The organism is Calothrix sp. NIES-2100, from assembly GCF_963875285.1.
In the GTDB taxonomy this organism is placed as follows: domain Bacteria; phylum Cyanobacteriota; class Cyanobacteriia; order Cyanobacteriales; family Nostocaceae; genus Aulosira.
In genome coordinates this window covers 2,624,791-2,645,646 of the sequence record NZ_CAWNLA010000001.1, presented here as the reverse complement: position 1 = coordinate 2,645,646, position 20,856 = coordinate 2,624,791, and the positions used below count along the sequence as shown (strand labels likewise).

Here is a 20,856-nt window from a genome sequence, read left to right as displayed (position 1 = left end):
TGGATAGAAAAAATTAATTTACCAGAAATAGGAGAAATAAAGATGAAAAAGATAGTCCCAACAATTGCAACGATTTCTATTTTGAGTTTACTTTCAGTACCAGTTGTACTAGCTCAATCAGGTACAGGAGGATGTACTTCTAGAGCTACTTCATACCAACGAATGTATGACTCGAAAACTGTAGAAACCATAACTGGGGAAGTAATTGCCATAGATAACGTCTCTTCGCCTAGAGGGATGTCTGGTGGATTACATTTAAAGGTCAAAACTGCAACTGAAGCGATTCCAGTGCATTTGGGGCCAGCATGGTACATCAACCAACAAAACATCCAAATCAAGCTTCAAGACAATATTGAAGTTAAAGGTTCAAGAATTACCTTTGCTGGACAGCCGACAATCATTGCTGCCCAAATTAAAAAAGACAACCAAATTCTGAATTTACGTTCTGACGATGGTATACCAGTTTGGGCTGGATGGAGAAGACACCAGAGGTAAGCTGATGAACAGCGATGAACGCAATATTAGGCTAGAAATTTACTTTCACTTAGTAGATGTTTTAGCACTAATTACTTGCTGGAGTTTGACATTATTGACAGGTTTTATATTGTGGTTTGCCCCGACAACAAAAAGTGTAGGTAGTCTTAATTGGTTGTTCAGCTTATTACAATTTGAATGGGGCAAACTTCATTTATTTATGGGTGTAATTGCTTTGTGTATCACAACGGTTCATCTGGTAATTTCTCGAAGAGTTTTACAGAGGTTGAATCATCGTCACAATTTATGGGAATAATCTTTATTAAAGATGTATGGAAATTGCACTCAACCCCAATGAATTAGAACTCCTAGCACGCCGCTTTAAAGTTCTTGCAGAACCCACAAGATTGCAAATTTTAGGGGCATTATGTAATCAAGAGCAGACTGTACAAGAAATATGCGATCGCACTGGTCTGAAACAAGGAAACGTCTCTAGACACCTGCAACTGATGAAAGACGCAGGCGTATTGACCTGTCGTCGAGAAGGTTCTTGGCGCTACTACCGCGTGATCGATACCGAACTTTTAGCTATGTGCAAACAACTTTTCCGCAATATATGAGGTGATTTGTGATACCTTGCCGCATCCGACGAATTTTTTCTTGGCTGTTGCTACTTGGCAGCTTAGTTTTACTGATTTGGGTCAATAAGTAGCCAGATTGGTCATTTGTCATTTGGTATTTGTCCCCATTACCCAGTCCCCAATCCCTAAAACCTTGGAGTTAAAAACATGACAGAATTATTTTCTCAAGAATGGATGCAAGCTTACGCAGAGAAGTGGAATCAAGAACCTGAGTTAGCAGATGCGCTCAAACAAATTCATTTCAATTCCGTAATTGGTTATGGTTTTGAAAATGAGCCAGAACCGAGAGGTGTACTCACCATTGTGGATGGCAAAGCCGTTTATGCAGATATCTACAATGGGCAAAAACTCAACTGGGATCTCCGCGCCGACAAGGATCATTGGCAACAGTGGGTAGCTAAAGGCTTAAACATGATGGGTTTGAGCATGGCTTATATGTCACGCAAGCTGCAATTCCGTGTGGGAGATTATCTCGCCATGATTAAAGACCCCCGTATGGCAGGGCCATTTATCAAATCTTTCTCGGTTATGGGTCGAGTTTAAATCAATCCTCATTCTCTGTGCGCCTGTGCGTGAAAAAGGCGCAAGAGAATCACTCCCAAGCAAAAATCTAAAATCTAAAATTCCCATGAAACGTACTCTCAACGATAATCAACAAAATCAAACCCAACCTTTTGGCTTAAGCGCTAGACAACTGCAATCTCGACAAGCACAATTCGTAATTATTGATGCGCGCAGTTGGATGGAGTACGTTCTTGGGCATATTCCCGGAGCACGTTACCTCAGTCAAAGCAGTATCCTGAAGGAGATTCCTCAAGATCAACTAATAGTGGTTACTTGCCTGTCAGGACACCGCAGTTTAGCTACAGCGCGTTGGTTAATAGAGCAAGGCTACAGTAAGGTTTACAACTTACAAGGCGGCATCATGACATGGCAACAGTTAGGCTATCCTCTGCAACGAGGAAACAATCCCTAGCTATTTGATGCTGAATTAATGGGAGAGCAGAATCAATCTTATGTTTAACGATCAATCGTCCGTCAACTTGGAACCAACTATTAAAGACTCTACCGCAGAACCAGCCCCAGAACTACAACCCAAAAAACCCAAGCGGCTGCGGATGATTGCCTTGATTAGTGTTTTTGCAATCGCATTTGGGGGTGTGGCTTGGTTCTGGTTATTTCGTCATGCGTCTGAATCAACGGAAGCTACAACGGCTAATCTCCAACCTCTAGAGGTGGAAACTACAACGGCTACCCAAGAATCTATACCTGGTGGCAGCAGTCTCACTGGTACTATCGAATCTGTGGAAACTGTCACCACTACCAGCCGTATTCAAGGACAAATTAAAAGTCTCCCAGTGGCAGAAGGTGATACAGTCAAAGCTGGTCAAGTGCTGGCTATTATCGATGTTAAAGATATTCAAGCCCAAGGAAATCAGGCATTAGCAGCCATCGCCCAAGCCCAAGCTGGTGTCACAGTGGCGGCGGCGGCGCAAACGCAAGCAATGGCTAGTAAAACCCAGGCAGAAGCACAGTTAAATCAAGCCGAGGCGGGACAACAACAAGCCGAAGCCCAACTACAAGAAGCCCAAGCACAATTAGCTGATGCCCAATTAAATCAACGCCGCATGACAATGCTGCAAAAAGATGGTGCAGTTAGTCAGTCACAGTTGGATCAGGCGAATACACAAGTCGCATTAATTCAAGCCAGAATCAAACAAGCCAAAGCAGGTATCGATCAAGCCAACCGGGGAATCGATCGCGCCAAAGCAGGGGTACAACAAGCCAGTTCCCAAGTTCAACAAGCCCAAGGCGGGGTAGAACAAGCACGTTCCCAAGTCCAACAAGCCAAGGCCGGACAACAGCAAACCCTCGCTAACTTAAACTATGGCACTGTCACCGCACCCTTTGCAGGCGTGATTACCAAGAAACATACAGCAGTGGGTGCGATCGCAGGGCCAGGACAGCCGATAGTTACATTAGAAAGCACTAATCGACTACGTTTAAGTGTCGCAGTCCCAGAATCCTTGATTTCCTTGGTGAGGTTGGGGGATGAAGTGACAGTACAGCTAGATACTGTGAACCGTTCCATCAGTGGTCATGTGCGGCAAATTGTACCTTCTGCTAACTTAAATTCACGTAGTTTTACTGTAAAAGTCGCTCTAGATAATTCCTATAAATTAATGCCAGGAATGTTTGGACGCTTAGAACTACCGCGTGAAAGTCGTGTAGTGATGATGATTCCCCAGAGTGCTGTTTTTAAGCGGGGTCAATTAGAAGGAGTTTATGTAATTGCTGCTAATAATACTGCTCAATTACGCTGGGTGAAAACCGGGAAAGTGCAAAATAACAAACTAGAAATTGTCTCCGGGTTAGAAACAGGCGATCGCATTATTACTAGCAATGTTAAAGAACTGCGCGATGGACAGCAGGTTGTCGCTAATAAATAAAGTGAATTGTCTCACGCAGAGGCGCAGCGAAAAGTCTGAGCGGAGGCTTCCTCCGATCAGAACTTTTCAAGACAGAGGCGCAGAGAGGAATGTAAGAGTGTGGGCTACAAATTCTCAGCTAAGAACTCTCTTGAAATCTCTTCCTTGGCGTTCCTGGCGGTTCGTTTTCTCTTCCTCATCTTACAAAACTGCATATCCTATGAACGGTAAAAGTTCAGAACCAAAACTACAAAATCAATCCAAACTTGGCTTTGTTGGGAAACTAGCCAAAAAATTTATCGCCTCTAAATTAACTCCCCTAATTATTTTAGTTTCCTTATTATTGGGCATTGGGGCAACAATAATTTTACCCCGTGAAGAAGAACCACAAATTACAGTCCCAATGGCAGATGTATTTGTACAAATGCCAGGTGCGACTGCGAAAGAGGTAGAACAGCGTGTTACCTTCCCAATGGAGAAGTTAATTAAAGAATTACCTGGTGTAGAATATGTTTATTCTACCTCTCGCCCTGGTTCATCTGTTGCCATAGTCAGGTTTTATGTAGGGCAAAAAAGCGAAGATGCTATTGTCCAACTGTACAACAAACTCTATGCTAACTTCGATAAAATTCCCGCTGGTGTTTCTCAGCCTTTAATTAAATCTCGCGCCATTGATGATGTGCCGATTCTGACTCTAACTTTGTGGAGTAATCAAGCTAATGCTACTGATTTACGCCAAATTGCAGCGCAATTAGATGAGCAAATAAAGCAGGTTCCAAATGTATCGGAAACCACAATTATTGGTGGTCAAAAACGACAGTTACGCATCGAAATTGACCCAGTACGTTTAAATGCCTTTGGTTTGACTCCCTTAGATATTTCCCAAGCATTACAGTTACAAAATACCGAACTAGCAAGCGGTGCTTTGAGTCAAAATAATCAATCATTATTAATTAGAACTCAAAGCTTTATTCGCTCGACGGAAGATGCACAAAATTTAGTTGTTAGTGTTGCGAATAATCAACCTGTGTATTTGCGGGATGTAGCTAGTGTTAGCGATGGTGCAGAAGAACCAGCTAGTTATGTATTTTTTGGACAAGGGAAGAAACAGGGTGAAGCGGATGCAGTGACAATTGCGATCGCTAAACGTCCAGGAGCAAATGCAATTCAAGTTTCTCATCATGTATTGCACAAGTTAAAGGAAATTCAGCATAATTACATCCCCAACTATGTACAGCTAACAGTCACGCGGGATTATGGGGAAACTGCGGCGGAACGTTCTAACGAGTTGTTAGTCCACATGGGTATAGCTGTCATTTCCGTTACTGTGCTTATGTGGTTTGCACTGGGTAAGAAAGAGGCGATGGTGGTAGCGGTATCGATCCCTGTAACCTTAGCGCTAACTCTTGCCAGCTTTGTATTCTACGGCTTTACCCTTAACCGTGTAACATTCTTTGCGCTAATTTTCTCCATTGGGATTTTAGTTGATGATGCGATCGTGGTTGTAGAAAATGTTGGTCGCCATTTGCAACTTCCCGAAAACAAAACTCGACTTCAGTTATCACGGAACCGCCAAAAGACGCTACAAAAAATTGTCCTAGAAGCTGTAGACGAGGTGGGTAATCCGACAATTTTGGCGACTTTAACCGTAATTGCGGCGATTCTGCCAATGGCATTCGTTGGGGGGTTGATGGGGCCTTATATGCGCCCAATTCCTTTAGGAGCCTCCGCCGCCATGATTTTCTCAGCTTTGGTGGCGTTTATTGTTGTCCCTTGGGCAACGATGCGATTTTTTGGCAATTATAATACTCACAACCACGGACATGAGCAGGAAGACTTTCTCAGTCGTCTTTATCGGCGGTTTATGGGGCCATTAATTGCGCGTCGTCAATGGGGGAATGCTTTTATTGCTGGGACACTGGCGTTATTAATTGCAGCTTTGGGATTAGCTGGATTTCGCTTAGTAATTCTCAAAATGTTGCCATACGACAATAAAAGCGAATTGCAAATTGTCCTAAATATGCCAGAGGGGACAACTCTAGAACAGACGGCTAGGGTAACGCGAGAAATGGGGCAATATTTGACCACAGTACCAGAAGTCATCAACTACCAAAGTTATGTTGGCGCTGCGTCACCTTACAATTTTAATGGCTTGGTGCGACATTACTTTTTACGTTCTGGTGCGAATATCGCAGATATGCAGGTGAACTTTTTACCGAAGGGCGATCGCAAACGCCAAAGCCATGATATTGCTAAAGCTATCCGCCCTAAGTTAAAGCAAATCGCTGATCAGTATAACGCCCGTGTGCAGGTGGCGGAAATACCCCCAGGGCCGCCAGTTTTACAAACTTTGGTAACTGAGGTATACGGTGCAGATTATGAAAAACAAATTGAACTAGCGCGACAAATCCGCCAAATTTACCACAATACTGGCGATATTGTGGATGTGGATTGGTACATGGAATCACCACAAACAGAATACCATTTAGTAATTGACAGAGAAAAAGCTACCCTCAATGGTATTAGTCCGGCGCAAATTTCGCCAGTTTTACAAATTGCTTTGTCTGGTCAAAATGTGGGTTTGCTACATGATGCCAATTCCCGCGAAGATGTAGCCATTAATTTGCGGTTAAATCAGGCAAATCGTACCAGTTTAGCAGACCTTAAATCCTTAAAAATGAAGGGACTAAATGGCAATTCAGTCTCTGTAAGTGACTTAATTCAAACTGAAACCACAACAGCAGACCACAGTATTTATCACAAAAATTTAAAGCCTGTAGTGTATGTAACTGCTGATGTCGCAGGTAAAGTTGAGAGTGCAGTTTATGCCATGCTCAACGTACAATCTCAAATTGACAAACTCTCCCATACTAAAGGCTATAACATTGCTACCTACTTTACTGAACAGCCACCAACTACAGAAAAATTTGGTATTAAATGGGATGGTGAATGGCACGTTACTTTTGAAGTATTCCGCGATTTGGGTATAGCTTTTGCTGTGGTATTGGTGTTAATTTATGCCCTTGTTGTCGGTTGGTTTCAATCTTTTATTACCCCTTTAGTAATTATGGCAGCAATTCCCTTTTCCCTAGTAGGAATTATGCCAGCCCATTGGTTAATGGGAGCATTTTTCAGTGCAACCTCGATGATTGGCTTTATTGCGGGCGCGGGAATTGTGGTGCGTAACTCGATTATTTTAGTAGATTTTATTGAATTGCGACTGAAGGAAGGAATACCTTTAGAAGAGGCAGTAATTGATGCTGGCGCTGTGCGGTTTCGTCCGATGTTGCTAACAGCGGCGGCGGTGATAGTCGGTTCAGCAATTATTTTGACTGACCCAATTTTTCAGGGATTAGCTATTTCTTTAATGGCTGGGGAAGTGGCATCTTTAATATTATCGCGGTCGGCTGTGCCAATTTTATATTATAAGGTGTGGCGGGGTAAGAAGTTAAAAGCAGCAACTACTCCTATTTCTGCTGTTATTGTCAATTAAATGAGTATCCCCACCCTTGGAGAGTGGCGTGTCGCCTCGCGTCTAGTGATTGGGCTTTCTTAGATCTTAACTTTTCAAGACAGGGATGGGGTATTAGACCAGATTTCAAAAAAACAACTCTACGGGCGGGTTTACAGATATCCTCATTGATTAAGGATGATCGCGCATAAACCCGCCCCTACTGACAACTGACACAGCTTTGCGCAATCAAACATTTTGATTGGCAAACATAAAAAAATAGAGTACAACAAGATATGAAAATTTCTCGTCACTCCATTTGCTTATTAATAACAGATGGGGTAGTGAGATAATCTGATTAAATAGTCCCCGTCCTTAAGGACGGGGTCTTAATATTTGGAGTAAAAAATATGGCAAGCTTCTGGTCAAATTTTCTTGACGATTACATCCTAACAGGAAAAACTGTAAACCACCCATATAAACCGAAAGAATCAGTCATAAAATTACTAGATAATAATGCTATCTATATCAAATGTGATATGGATGCAAATGCGGATGGTTCACCTCGCGCTAAGATTATTGATCCGCAATATGGTCAATTAGGAACTTCGTTAATCAAACCCAAATGGACTGGAGAATCTAATTATGTTAATGCGGAAACTATCCCTTACTTTGTTTTACCGTCGAATTTTACTTCTATATGCGATATGCCATATAAATTGAAGGAATTACTAGGTGATTTAGCATTAATTCGTTGGCGTAATCAAGAGGTTTTTGCTATCTGCGCTGATGTCGGCCCTGCCAATTTAATTGGTGAAGGTTCAATCAAAACTATTGAAGCATTAGGCGAAAATCCTTGGAATTTAGATAAAAGCCGAATTATCAAAGGTCTACCATTTGGGGTAGAGTATCTTATTTTTCCTAAATCAACAGCAAATATTCCCGTTCCTTCTACTTTTGATTCTATTCAACAGGTAGGTGCAGAAGTTTTCCAAAAATCATTTTCATTTTTAGCAGTTTATTCGCTGACAACAGAAGAGATGCAACAAAAATCTGGAGTTAATGATATTGAAGTTTGGGAAATTATCAATGCACCAACATTTAAGACATTAACAGACCTCAATTGTCGTAGTGGCGTTGGGACTGAGTATCCTATTTTAACAAGTATTCCCGCTAATACTGTTGTTAAAAATAAAGTACTATACACACCTGGTAATGCTCAAGTTTTTAATGTTGGCGCCAAAAATAATGGCTTGTGGTTTATGGTAGAGTATCAAAATTACCAAGGTTTTGTTCGCGCTTCTAGTAATTACATTATCCCCTGGCGGCAAGATTCATTAATATCAGGCTCTCCAGCAGACAATATGCTATCTATTTAAATACTTGCAATTATTTTTAATAACTTACATTTGCTCTAGAGAGTGCAAATATGAGCATAGTAAGTAGGTCGGCGCAATTAAAGACAACTGGCGAGGTCTGTCATTTGTCATTGGTCATTGGTAAGGGTTTCAAGCATGTTTACATTGCGCAACATAGTTTGGTTTATTCCCGCCGACTTACTTAAATGCAGGTGAGCTTATTGCCTTGCCTGCATTTATTGCGCTTCCCTGCGGGACGCTTCTCTGCGAGAGGCTCCGCCAACGCGAACGCGTGTCAAAAGTCAGTTTTTGAAAGGATCTAGTCTAATACCCCAACCCTTTGTGGGTGGAGTTTTTTATTAAAATAAAGGTACATTGAATCCAATATTTACACCTACAGAAAAGTTGTCTAAATCCACGGTTGCATCAGATGAAGAACCGAAAAGGTAGGATGCTGAACCACTAATAAAAAAATCTGGATTAATGCTATAAATTGCTTCTAAGCCGATTTGATTTTGCGTATCAAATCTTTCTTGTTGGGTGAAATCTCTTAAACTTAAGCGATAGTCTAATGCACCTTGGAGTTGGGGTGTAATATCATAGCGTAAACGCGCCCCTAAGGTGTTGGCGACGCGATTTTGGTCGCTGGGTGTGGCAAAGCTGGCGCGCAGTTCGTAAAATGAATCTAGTCTCAGGCGATTGTCTAATTGGTCTTGTCGCCCAACGGTGAAGCGAACTGAGTCATCTAATAATAAGCGATCGCCACTACCATCTCTGTACAGTCTCTCCTGAACCCATCCTAGTTGACCATACATGCCGGTGGCAATTCGTTGCTGTATGCCGACATTAAAGTTGAGGTAGTTATAATTAAAGTCTCCTTGGTCGGCATATCTTACTAAACCACCACTCGCAGCAGCTACTAAGCGGGTATCTTCTCCTAGTTTGGGTGTTGCTAGTAGGGTAGCACTATTGATAAATACTGTATCACTGGGTTGAAATGCTTCAAAACCTGTAATGTTAGAACTGGTAAAGGCTGAGGAACGCAGTAATAGTTGCACATTAGGCTGACGGCGAGGTGGTGGTTGTTGTTGACGAGGGGTGATGATTTCAATCTCGCCTAATTCGTCTTTAACATCTTGTGGATCTGTTTGTTGATTGGAGTCATTTGCAGGAAAGTCTGCGGGATTATTCGGGTCACCGGGAACTACGGGTACTTGGACTACAATTGTATTTTCTGGTTTTGGTTGTGGAGAATCTGCTGGTTGGGAAATGGGATTAGCGATCGCACTATGATGAATGTCCCAAGTCAGTAAGGTAGCTAATGAACAAAACGCAATCTCAAAAGTACGCATGGTTAATTCAAAATTGAAAATTTAAAATAATTTCAGTTTGGTTGTGCAGGCGATCGCTTTTTAACGTATTGGCACTGTACCACCAGTTTGACCACCTGTTTGAGTACCTGTGTCTCCTCCGGTTTGACCACCTGTTTGAGTACCTGTGTCTCCTCCGGTTTGACCACCTGTTTGAGTACCTGTGTCTCCTCCAGTTTGACCACCTGTTTGAGTACCTGTGTCTCCTCCAGTTTGACCACCTGTATCATCTCTTCTTGGCGGGGGAGTTACAATATTGCGATCGTCTTCAAATCTCCTGAGTGGGTCATCGTTAGTGGTGATACAGTTAGTTGAGAGTGTGCTGGCTCCACCACGGGAATTGACATTACACAATCCTTCTATCCAGACTTTTTGCGTCTCTAATCCTGCTAAGGTTTCTTTTCTGACTTTATTAAGAATTACCTGTACATTGGGAGCTTCTTGAGCTACTATTGCTTCTTGTCCAGGCCCTAAGCCCGCAGCTAGTTGGCTGGTTTGGTAAAATTTCTGCAAGTCAAAGTTTTTTACTGGACTGATTACGCCGTTGGTGACTGTGACTGTTTGACCTGCTTGTAAAGTTTGGGTTTGTGTACCGTTGAGATTGGTGACTGTAACTGGCAGATTAGTTAAATTAAAAACTTGGGTACTATTAGTAGCACCGTTATGAGTCACAGCTACAGCCCCACTTGCCAGATTTGGGGGTAATATGTTTGAACCAGGAGGTGGTGCGGCTGCTATTATATTGATGCGGCTTTGGGGGGTTTCGATTGTCGTTCCCGTACTCCCAGATGGCGTCAGGATTAAAGCTGTACCATTTCTCAGTTCAAAAATAGTTTCTGCTTTGTAAACGCCGTTAGGTAATTCATAGCGACGTAGTCCTGGCTTAAATAGAAAGGTAGCACTAGAACCAATCTTTGCCAGAGAACCTTCATTAAATAATAATTCCGCACGCGATCGCGTTTTTGTCTGAAGTGCATCTTGAGGAACCAACACATCTGACTTTTTTGCATTGCGCGCTGGTTTATCTTTCAGCAGCAATTGCACTTGATTGAGCAACTTGTAAACTTCTGCACGGGTAAGTAAATCTTGCTGCGCCAATGCTGGAGTTATCCAAGAGGCTGTGAGAATTATCCCTACAATTATATTTTGAGCTAATGACCTCATCCACCACTCCATCACAACTTTAATTAAAAGTGCTTATTATTCTTATTAGAACATTTGTTCTGCTATTTTTTACTACAAACCGCGATCGCCTTTTTCCAGATAATTACTGTTACGTTTGGTAACTAGAAGGGTTTGGGGAGACAAGGGAGAAATAACAAATGAAAATTGACGCTCTTTTGTTTAAGAAATTGTTGCAATTACTGAGTCTATATTTGCAAACTGGTAAAGTTTAGTATCAAGTGTTAGCCATGATAATTTAATCGTGTTACTTTAATAATTGAAGCTACAAAGCTTCACTGGCTAATAAAACAGCCAACTAGGTAGACAGAGTACACGTTCGTTAAAGAGGTAAAAAACGCTGTTAGATAGTCTGTCTCGTCAACTAACAACAACACCCAACTCGAAAGCTAATATTTCCTCATTGTGGTAAAGAGGGGGTCATACAACTGATAGTTAATTACATTGCGAGGATGTAGTTATTCAGCGTAGCCCCGTTTGAAAGAGAAAGCAGAGGAAATCACTAAGCAAGTCGTAGCTTGGGTGTTGTTGTTTTTGGTCATTGGTCATTTATGTGATTAGACAAGATGTAAAGTAATTGTTGCAATTATTGAGTGTAAATTATCAAACAAGTAAAGTTTGGTTTCAAGTATTAGCCATGATAACTTAATAGTGCTATTTTAATAATTGAAGCTACAGAGCTTCACTGGCTAATAAAACAGCCAAGTAGGTAGACAGAGTACACGTTCGTTAAAGAGGTAAAAAACGCTGTTAGATAGTCTGTCTCGTCAACTAACAACAACACCCAACTCGAAAGCTAATATTTCCTCAATGTGGTAAAGAGGGGGTTATACAACTGATAGTTAATTACATTGCGAGGATGTAGTTATTCAGCGTAGCCCCGTTTGAAAGAGAAAGCAGAGGAAATCACTAAGCAAGTCGTAGCTTGGGTGTTGTTGTTTTTGGGATTTTTTAGCCAGCATTAATCAACTATCAAACTAGATTTCAAGCAATACGCTTGTTGTCAGCTTTTGCTTTTACGATGTCTACGACAAGCGGCTACTTTTCTACGCACTTGCTATCGAATACAGTCTCTACAATTATCCAATCAGACAAGATGTAAAGTAATTGTTGCAATTATTGATGTGTAAATTATCAAACGAGTAAAGTTTGGTTTCAATATGAACCATCACAATTTAATAGTGTTATTTTAATAATTGAAGCTACAAAGCTTCCCTGGCAGATAAAACAGCCAAGTAGATAGAGTCCACGTTAGTTAAAGAGGTAAAAAACGCTGTTAGATAGTCTGTCTCGTCAACTAACAACAACACCCAACTCGAAAGCTAATATTTCCTCATTGTGGTAAAGAGGGGGTAATACAACTAAATATTAATTACATTGCGAGAATGTAATTACTAGTTGTAGATTGTAGCCCCGTGTGTCATGAGAAAGCAGAGGAAATCACTAAGCAAGTCGTAGCTTGGGTGTTGTTGTTTTTGGTCATTTGTCATTTATCGAAAATTTTGGTTGAAAACCCCGTACTTCTCGGACGGCTTTATGCTGTTTGTGGTAACAGCAATAATTGCTCATTAAATTTAATATTTAAACTTTGCCTGAAAGCTACAAAAGCTTTTGCTCGATTTCCTCAAGCTGCTGATCCAATCGTTTCAGTTCTGTTTCGGTTTCCTGAATTTGTTGTTCTAATTTAAACTTTGTAGCTGTATCTGTTTCAACAGAGTAGTCTTGGCGCAGCCTACTTAATTTTGTGCTCTCCAGATCATATTGTTGTTCTAGTGATTTTGTTTCTTGCTCTAATCGGCGACGCTTGCTAGCAGTTAATCCACCACTAGTTGTAGAAGAAGAACTAGCAGGTGTACTAGTTCCAGAAGTAGCAGAGGTTGTTGATATCGGGTCGGACTGAGGAAGAAACTGTTCGACAAAGTCTTGTAGCTCTTTATTAAGAGGATTTTGCTCAACAGCACTATCGATCAACTTCTCAAGATATCCTCGGGATTCAGCCCAGTTAATGAGGTCAAACACAGCTTTAGAGAGGTTATCACCGCCGGCGATCGCATCTAAATTTTCATCAAGTGTGAAACGAACCATTATAGCTAAGTCTGTACGACTTGGGAAGGCACTCATCAGTGCTTTGTGAAACTGTTGGCGCTGTGAACCATTAAGCTGCATAATAAACGTCGTCAAGAGAATGTAAATATATATTTGCTACTATCTCACAGTAAAGTTTTCCAGATTCAGACTAATTATAAATAAGTAGGGCGGTGCAATTAAACATAACTGGCGTTCGCGCAGCGTCTCCGACAGGAGAGGACTGTCATTTGTCATTTGTCATTTGTCAATGATGGGCGATAAGTTCGCACCAAGGGCGGATTCCTCGATCCAATAAAGCGATCGCCTTATCTTCAGCCTCAGCAAATTTTATGAAGCGATTTGTGTCATCTGCAACTACATACTGGGCAATATTTCCCTACAATTTTTTACACCCAGTTAGTAAATGTTGCACTAAATTATAACGGGGTATCTGGAAATTACTTAATTGTAGAGCCTGCTAACCCTCTGCTAGAAATTCACGACTGAGAGCTATGCCTAAGAACTCAAAGATGATGTGGAGTTTTAACTATGACAAGTGATACCATTACTGAAACTGGTTTATTACATGCTAAACCGGATGGGTATGATAATCCCCAGCAAATTCTCAGTGTTGAAGAATTAAGCATTTTAAACGATCGCTCTAATTGGAAAGGACTGGTGCAATTAGCCGGACATTTAATAGTGATGGGATGTAGTGGCTATGTGTGGGCGACTAATTTTGGTAATTGGCTAGTAGCAATACCTGCGTTGGTTATCTATGGCTTTAGTCTAGCTTGTATGTTTGCACCTATGCACGAAGCTGGACACCGAACTGCTTTTGCGAATAATCGCTTGAATGATGTTGTGGCTTGGTTGGCTGGTGTACTCTCATTTTACAACAGCACTTTTTATCGTCGTTACCACAAATGGCATCACCGTTATACTCGCGTTCCTGGTAAAGATCCAGAACTGACCGATCTGACACCGCACAACCTGGGTGAATATTTTTTAGTACTGAGCGGTTTACCCTGGTGGCTTGATAAAATACAAGGACATTATCGCGCTGCAATTGGTCAACTAGATGATTGTGCATTTATCCCAGAGACAGCACGGGCTGAGGTGATTCGTTCGACTCGATTACAATTAGCTGTGTATGCAAGTGCGATCGCATTTTCAATTGCATTTAGTCAACCTTGGTTTGTACTTTATTGGCTGCTACCACTAATTGTTGGTCAACCGCTACTGCGTTTTATTTTACTGGGAGAACATACAGGTTGTTCTCTTAACGCTAATTTGCTGACGAATACCCGCATCACCTTCACAATCTGGCCTGTGCGATTTTTGATGTGGAATATGCCATTACATGCAGTTCACCATTTGTACCCATCTATTCCCTTTCACGCTCTACCTCAAGCATATCCAAAATTGAGTTCCCATTTTACGCACATTGATTCTGGTTATCTCAAAGTTAACCGAGATATTATTGCGCAATTGGGACAGTTGGAAGGATGACAGGGAGACGCGGGGACATGGTGACGCGGAGAATTTAAAACCGTAGGGGCGGGGAAACCCCGTCCTACATTTTTCAATTGATATAAGGGACTTCCAAGTAAAAAAATATTCCCGAAGTGATTGTTGACTGTTCACAGTTAACACTCAACGGTTAACAACTTTAAGCGGAATAATTTATTTTTTGGAATTCCCTAAATCTCGGTAAAATCTCACGCCACAATATTATTCACCTTGCAGTAATTGCTTAACGATACCTAATCCTACTTGAGAAGCTTCATCCAGCAGTTTTGGATCTACAGTTTTATCGTTCTCGCTGTGATAATTAGGTTCATCACCCCGGAAGAAAAACAGGATGGGCACATTTTTGTTAGCAAACGATGCATGATCGCTACCACCATAGCCATAGGAACCCAAGGGTTTGATATCTGAGTCTACAGTTTGGGCGATCGCAGTTAATGAAGATGTTCCACCAATCAATAGCTGGTTGTTCACCCCTACCATATCAAAATTCAACATGCCTTTCAAACCGGCAAGGAACTCTGGTTTAGCTGTCTCGACAAAAGCCTGCGATCCATATAACCCGTCTTCTTCCCCATCGAAGGCGACAAACCAAACTTGATGGGCGAGATTTGTGTTTGCTAAATTACTGGCGATTCTCAGTACAACTGCTGTCCCGGAAGCGTTATCGTTTGCGCCTGGGGAACTTTCAACTGAGTCATAGTGTCCACCCAGTATCAATTTTGGCTGATTCACCCCTGGTAGATGAGCAATGACATTCCGTCCGGTAACAACTTGCTGTTGTGCATTGACATTCAGGCTAACATTAACTTTTGCAGTTTGCACAAGTAAAGGATGACCGCGATCGCCGGAAATTCCTAGGACGGGAATTGTAACTTTCTCAGCCAACTCAGCACCAGTTAAATTCCCCGGTTTGTTGTTGACTATCACCAAACCAATAGCGCCAGCAGCAGCAGCATTCTTGGCTTTTTGGGAAAAGCGGATTTTACCACGCCGCACAATAGCGATCGCGCCTTTCACTCTCACTTTCGCAAAGTCGTTAGGTTCGCCAAAATTGGGAACTGCTACTAATGGTGCAGAAAGCTTTGCGTTAATTGACCCCTTGAGTGCCTTACCTTCAATAGTTGTACCATTAACAATCAGGTTGGAACCTAAGTCTAAAAATTTTTCATAATTAAAAGTTTGAACTTGAGCAACATAACCAGCTTGACGATAGCGTTCGATGAGATAGGCGCTAGCTTTTTCCATGACTGGTGTACCAGCGACTCGCGGACCGAAATTTACCAAAGCTTGGACATCTGCATAAATTGGATGAGGGCGATCGCTTTCTTGCGCTTCAGCTTTGGGTAGAGATGCATTAATATTATTGATACGATTTGATTGTATCGTGCAAGCTGTTGGTAGTGAAACCATGACAGCTACAAGCGCCGCCTTTAACCAAGAATTTGTGTGCTTTTTGTGGATCAGAGTCATTTTCAGTAGATGGCGGTAGGTAGGAACAATAATTTCCCTATTTCTAGGAGTTTGTCTGTTGAGTTAAATTGTTCCCACCTACGCAGACAAATTTTTTGTGACAGCGGATTTCATGTAAGTGAGGTATATCTATAGCGGGCTTTCCGACCCGCACCACAAGAGCTATATGATTAATTTATGTACCTCATGTACTTGCCGTCACCGCTAGAGAGGTTGTTAATTTTTACAAATTATTACTGGATTTAAAAATCAGAAAAACACCTAAAAAGACAAAAAAGTAGCGAAATCCATAATCCATAAAATCTAAAGAAGTTTTGGTAAAGCTGAGAGATAAAAGACCAATCCCTGCAAATAAAATTCCGCTAATGATTAAAGAACAAGAGATGATCGTTCTTCTTAAATCTTTAATAGCTCCAATTAAATCTTTATTGTCTGCCATAACCAACACCCTGAAATACTTAAATAAGTACTTTACAACGAATAGAACCATTAACAGGGTAGGGGTTAGGCTACTTTTTACTTTGACCATTAATCCTAGGTTAAACCTATCCTTTAGCTACTGTGGGATATTCCATTGGTGTAGTGACAAACCAGATCAATTAACGTATGTGCAATAAAATGCGTCAGTCCGATAAAATCTGGAAATCCCCAGAATTTATTCAAACTGACGCACCCTTGTATATTTGGAGTTTGGCGCTGCATCTCCAAGTTTAGGACTCAGGACTCTTTTTCAACTTTTGCACTAACAACTGGACTGCTAAAGCCAATAAACCCACAGCCACTAAACCAAATATTCCCGCACCCAAGGCGAATAAGCCGACTACTAAGGTACGAACGGCGGAAGTTAGCCGAATCACTAATTGGTTATCGGAGTGTATAGGTTTGCTAGCAAAATTTGTGGCGATCGCAATCATCAGCGAATATAGTGCATATCCTAATCCTCCAGAAACGATCGCGCCACTGACACAGCGTACTGGACTGGTTTGTACTTCTGCTGAAGTCTCTGGTTGAGGAAGGGAATTTGGATCGGTCATACAATTTTAGATTTTAGATTTTAGATTTTGGATTTACCAATAAAAACAGACACAGCGACGCAAACAAAAGTGAATAGTTTTAATTAAACGACTTCAGTTGGCGAGAAGAAAAATATCCTTTGCTTAAATGAGGTGTCACTGCGTCTGTCTTATCTTCTTCACCATCCTTAAACCGACGACGCAATTTTTATTCCATGTGAAGTTGTCCGCGTCACAAATAATTCTAAATCTTCGTCGGGGATGGCGGCGCGAATTTGTTGCTTCACAACTTCTGCTTGTGGTTGCGACTCCACTAAAGCAAACACTGAAGGGCCTGAACCAGACATCATGGTTCCAAGAACCCCAGCTTGTGCTGCAAACAATTCTCGCAGTTGGAGAACTTGGGGATACTCTGGTAAGACGACGCGCTCTAAATCATTATGCAATTTTTGAGCGATGTCTGCTGCATCTTGATTGGCGATCGCTTTGACTATCGGACCGGAATGCACTGCATTCGCACGAGCGATTAAGTCAGCGGTATCCTTAATATATGTATTACCAAACTGCTGGCGATAAGTTTTGTATGCCCAAGCGGTAGAAACTTCCAAGCTGCGATACTTCGCCAATACTATATATATATTGTCTAAATTCGGCAGTGGGGAAAGTTGCTCACCTCTCCCTGTCGCAATTACTGTTCCCCCAGCGATACAAAACGGTACATCTGAACCGAGAACCGCACCTAATTCTTCTAATTCTGTCTGAGTCAGTCCCAGATTCCAAAGTAAATCTATCCCCACCAACACAGCTGCGGCGTTTGTCGAACCACCCGCCAACCCAGCTGCTACAGGTATATGCTTGTCGATGGTAATTTCTACACCACCATATTTAGCAAAGGTCTCCGGAAATTCTTTCACCATCAATTCAGCCGCCCGGTACGCCAGATTAGTTTTATCTGTCGGTACTTGGGGGTGCTTGCTGTGGACGCGAATCGTATCTGTGCTGAGGGAACGCACACCAATTTGATCAGCCAAGTCGATGCTTTGCAGTATCATCGCTAACTCGTGAAATCCATCGGGGCGATCGCCGATGATTTCCAGATACAAGTTGATTTTAGCAGGGGCAATGAGGGTGTAGGAACGCATTTTTTAAAGGATGAAGGATGAAGGATGAAGGATGAAAATTTTAGCTTTCAGACTTCATAGTTTCTAGTTGATTAGCTAAAGTTACCCATTGCGAGACGCTGAGGTCTTCAGCGCGTACCTGGGGATTTATCTTTAATTGTTCCAGTAAGTGAGTCAGGCGATCGCGTTCTACTACTGGTTGTAAATTATTTCGTAACATTTTCCGCTTCGCCCCAAACCCCAACTTGATCAAATTCTCAAATTTACGGGGGTCAATTGCTGGGGTTTCTATTGTTCTTGGACGTAACCTAACTACTGCTGAATCTACTTTTGGTGCTGGGTGAAATGCACTTGCGGGCACTGTACAAATTAACTCACATGCTGCTAGATATTGCACCCTGACACTCAACGCGCCAAAAGTTTTAGAACCTGGTTTTGCATATAACCTTTCTGCTACTTCTTTCTGCACTAATAACACGATTGAATCATAGGGTTTCGGATTAGGATTGGCAATCGTACCCAAGAGTTTTTCGATTATCGGTCCTGTGATGTTATAGGGGATATTCGCAACTACTTTATTTTGATTTTGAAAATTAGGAAATCCTCCCAACTGCGATTGTAAATCCAAAGTTAAAAAATCCCCTTGCAGCAGCAGAAAATTTTCTTTTTTACCCAGTTGCTTTGCTAATAAATCACATAAATCGCGGTCAATTTCCACCGCCACCAAAGATTGTACCAAAGGTAATAAACGACGAGTCAGAATCCCTGTACCTGGTCCAATCTCCAGAACGCGATCGCTCTGCTGACACTCCGCCGCCTTCACAATTGCGTCCAGAGCCTTTTCACTTTTGAGCCAATGCTGAGCAAACGCCTTGCGCGGTCGTACCATCTATCTTCCTCTCTATATCTACTTTCTAGCCTTTCACAAAAAATCCGTTTCTTACTTTTTTCTTACTTTTCACTACCCCTTTTTTACCCATTTTGTCTGTTTTTCTCTTGACATACGGACTTAAGTATGATTTTTCGGCAGAAAAAATTTGCGAAAATCAGACTTTAACCATTGTCTCTGAAGATGGGACTATTGACTTTTCCCTAGTTGACAGGGTAGTATATATATAATGGAAAAGGTGCGCGCATATATACCCACCAACCCAAAAGTATTATTAATTAAGTCAAAATATTGAGTGGTTTTAGCCTCGATGGACAGACAAAGTTTGCCCGACATGAGCAAAGAGTCCGTTGCCAAGAATGGTGATTGAAATTTAGGCGATCGCAAATTACAGCATGGCATTAATTGATTGCATTTTGAACCGCAGACTATTGTTGAATTTAACGCATCACAAACTTACAGCAGATTGCAACTCGATGAACTATAGATCATCGTAGGGGCACAACAATGTTGTGCCCTCACCCGTGTACTTAATTTACTCTTCCATTCTTCTTTGCGCCTCAGCGGCTGAAGGCAGGGTAACCAAACATTGCCCCCCAACTCAAATTATTGTTTCTGAAGATGGAACTATTGACTTTTAAATAGTTGACAGAGTATTATATAAATAATGGAAAAAGTGCGCGCAGATAGACCCACTATTAGCAAAATATTACTGATTAATTTAAATAGAGCAAGCCTAAAGCAAAAAACCCTGAATTAAAATTAGGCGATCGCAAATTACAGCATCGGATTAATTACGAAAATTGTTAAACACAGAAGTCGTAGTAGGGGCACGGCATCGACAATCTTCTGGTACATACAATAATTTTACTAGTGCCGTGCCCCTACAGCGTGGTGTATTTACTTATCTTTTTTCATTCTTCTTTGCGCCTTTGCGCCTCTGCGTGAGAAAAAACAGCAAAATTTTACATAACTTGCCTCATTACCGAAACATCTGGGAGAATTAATACAATTCATTCTCTTTTCAGATAAACCTAATGTTTATTGGTGTAGTTCTCCGAAAGCGCTACAAAATCATCCGACTCTTAGGAAGTGGTGGATTTGGAGACACCTATTTAGCACAAGATTTGGATTTACCCAACCATCCCTTTTGCGTTGTCAAACACCTGAAATCAAACAACCTTAATCCAGCCGTTTTACAAGTAGCCAGACGGTTATTTAATAGCGAAGCAGAAACATTATACCGATTAGGCAACCTCCACAACCAAATCCCCAAACTCTTTGCCCACTTTGAAGAGAATGGCGAATTTTATTTAGTCCAAGAATTTGTTGATGGCGAAGATTTGGGTAAAGAAATCTCGCCAGGTAAGCGGTTGAGTGAGGATGAAGTAACTCAGCTATTAGAGGAAATTTTAGAAATTCTCGCCGTAGTTCATCAGCAAAATATCATTCACCGCGATATCAAACCTCAAAACATCATGCGTCGTCGTCAAGATGGCAAGATTATGCTGATTGACTTTGGTGCAGTGAAAGAAATTATGGCAGTGAATGCCCAAGAACAAACCAGTGCTACAGTTCCTATAGGTACACCTGGCTATATGCCCAGCGAACAAGCAACCGGACAGCCAAAATTATGTAGCGATGTTCATGCTGTGGGGATGTTGGGAATTTATGCTTTGACAGGGATACAGCCACACCAACTCCCAAAAGATCCCACCAATGGCGAAGTAATTTGGCGGAATTGGGCAAAAGTTAGCGATCGCCTCGCTGATATTTTAAACAAAATGGTGAGTTATCACTTTCGCGATCGCTATTCTACAGCCGCAGAAGTATTAGAAGTACTCACACCACCACCACC

18 protein-coding genes are annotated in these 20,856 nt (G+C 41.6%); 10 read left to right on the top strand and 8 right to left on the bottom strand.

The window, feature by feature from the left end; genetic code table 11:
- The first annotated feature begins 42 nt into the window (after positions 1–42).
- The 8 genes from AACU32_RS11400 (at position 43) to AACU32_RS11365 (ending at position 8,374) form a co-directional block, all read left to right on the top strand.
- Positions 43–495 carry a DNA-binding protein gene (locus AACU32_RS11400; RefSeq protein ID WP_096599674.1) on the top strand — a complete coding sequence of 151 codons (453 nt, stop codon included), beginning with the start codon at positions 43–45 and terminating at the stop codon, positions 493–495.
- Positions 496–499: 4 nt separating this feature from the next.
- Positions 500–790, top strand: a complete 291-nt coding sequence (locus AACU32_RS11395) for a hypothetical protein (RefSeq protein ID WP_339377778.1) — start codon at positions 500–502, stop codon at positions 788–790.
- A 16-nt stretch (positions 791–806) separates the two neighbouring features.
- Positions 807–1,094 carry an ArsR/SmtB family transcription factor gene (locus AACU32_RS11390; protein ID WP_096599672.1) on the top strand — a complete coding sequence of 96 codons (288 nt, stop codon included), beginning with the start codon at positions 807–809 and terminating at the stop codon, positions 1,092–1,094.
- Positions 1,095–1,262: 168 nt separating this feature from the next.
- Positions 1,263–1,658: an SCP-2 sterol transfer family protein gene (locus AACU32_RS11385; RefSeq protein WP_096599671.1), complete on the top strand. Its 396-nt coding sequence runs from the start codon at positions 1,263–1,265 to the stop codon at positions 1,656–1,658.
- Between the two features lie 85 nt (positions 1,659–1,743).
- Positions 1,744–2,091 carry a rhodanese-like domain-containing protein gene (locus AACU32_RS11380; RefSeq protein ID WP_096599670.1) on the top strand — a complete coding sequence of 116 codons (348 nt, stop codon included), beginning with the start codon at positions 1,744–1,746 and terminating at the stop codon, positions 2,089–2,091.
- 40 nt (positions 2,092–2,131) lie between these two features.
- Positions 2,132–3,565 (top strand): efflux RND transporter periplasmic adaptor subunit, encoded by a 1,434-nt coding sequence (locus AACU32_RS11375; protein ID WP_339377776.1) that lies wholly within the window; start codon positions 2,132–2,134, stop codon positions 3,563–3,565.
- Between the two features lie 199 nt (positions 3,566–3,764).
- Positions 3,765–7,037, top strand: coding sequence for an efflux RND transporter permease subunit (locus tag AACU32_RS11370; protein WP_096599669.1), 3,273 nt, complete (start codon positions 3,765–3,767; stop codon positions 7,035–7,037).
- A 368-nt stretch (positions 7,038–7,405) separates the two neighbouring features.
- Positions 7,406–8,374, top strand: coding sequence for a glycoside hydrolase family 75 protein (locus tag AACU32_RS11365; protein WP_096599668.1), 969 nt, complete (start codon positions 7,406–7,408; stop codon positions 8,372–8,374).
- Between the two features lie 338 nt (positions 8,375–8,712).
- Here AACU32_RS11365 and AACU32_RS11360 read toward each other — a convergent pair whose 3' ends face one another.
- From AACU32_RS11360 to AACU32_RS11350, 3 genes are all read right to left on the bottom strand, one after another.
- Positions 8,713–9,705, bottom strand: a complete 993-nt coding sequence (locus AACU32_RS11360; protein ID WP_096599667.1) for an outer membrane beta-barrel protein — start codon at positions 9,703–9,705, stop codon at positions 8,713–8,715.
- A 60-nt stretch (positions 9,706–9,765) separates the two neighbouring features.
- Complete coding sequence (locus tag AACU32_RS11355; protein WP_339377775.1) at positions 9,766–10,887, bottom strand: hypothetical protein; 1,122 nt, start codon at positions 10,885–10,887, stop codon at positions 9,766–9,768.
- 1,617 nt (positions 10,888–12,504) lie between these two features.
- Positions 12,505–13,071, bottom strand: coding sequence for an effector-associated domain EAD1-containing protein (locus tag AACU32_RS11350; protein ID WP_096599665.1), 567 nt, complete (start codon positions 13,069–13,071; stop codon positions 12,505–12,507).
- Positions 13,072–13,521: 450 nt separating this feature from the next.
- On the opposite strand from AACU32_RS11350, the gene AACU32_RS11345 reads away from it, so the two are divergent.
- Positions 13,522–14,484, top strand: a complete 963-nt coding sequence (locus AACU32_RS11345) for a fatty acid desaturase family protein (protein ID WP_096599664.1) — start codon at positions 13,522–13,524, stop codon at positions 14,482–14,484.
- 222 nt (positions 14,485–14,706) lie between these two features.
- Here the strand turns inward: AACU32_RS11345 and AACU32_RS11340 are convergent, their stop codons facing one another.
- From AACU32_RS11340 to rsmA, 5 genes are all read right to left on the bottom strand, one after another.
- On the bottom strand, positions 14,707–15,975 hold the full coding sequence (locus tag AACU32_RS11340) for a M28 family metallopeptidase (protein WP_096599663.1): 1,269 nt from the start codon (positions 15,973–15,975) through the stop codon (positions 14,707–14,709).
- Between the two features lie 223 nt (positions 15,976–16,198).
- Positions 16,199–16,414 (bottom strand): hypothetical protein, encoded by a 216-nt coding sequence (locus tag AACU32_RS11335; protein WP_096599662.1) that lies wholly within the window; start codon positions 16,412–16,414, stop codon positions 16,199–16,201.
- A 271-nt stretch (positions 16,415–16,685) separates the two neighbouring features.
- Complete coding sequence (locus AACU32_RS11330) at positions 16,686–17,009, bottom strand: DUF3082 domain-containing protein (protein ID WP_096599661.1); 324 nt, start codon at positions 17,007–17,009, stop codon at positions 16,686–16,688.
- A gap of 167 nt (positions 17,010–17,176) precedes the next feature.
- Positions 17,177–18,130: a 4-(cytidine 5'-diphospho)-2-C-methyl-D-erythritol kinase gene (ispE, locus tag AACU32_RS11325; protein ID WP_096599660.1), complete on the bottom strand. Its 954-nt coding sequence runs from the start codon at positions 18,128–18,130 to the stop codon at positions 17,177–17,179.
- Between the two features lie 40 nt (positions 18,131–18,170).
- Positions 18,171–18,998, bottom strand: coding sequence for a 16S rRNA (adenine(1518)-N(6)/adenine(1519)-N(6))-dimethyltransferase RsmA (gene rsmA, locus AACU32_RS11320; protein ID WP_096599659.1), 828 nt, complete (start codon positions 18,996–18,998; stop codon positions 18,171–18,173).
- A gap of 1,037 nt (positions 18,999–20,035) precedes the next feature.
- Between rsmA and AACU32_RS11315 the strand changes: the two genes are divergently transcribed.
- On the top strand, positions 20,036–20,856 hold an 821-nt coding region (locus AACU32_RS11315), incomplete at its 3' end, for a serine/threonine-protein kinase (RefSeq protein WP_339377774.1).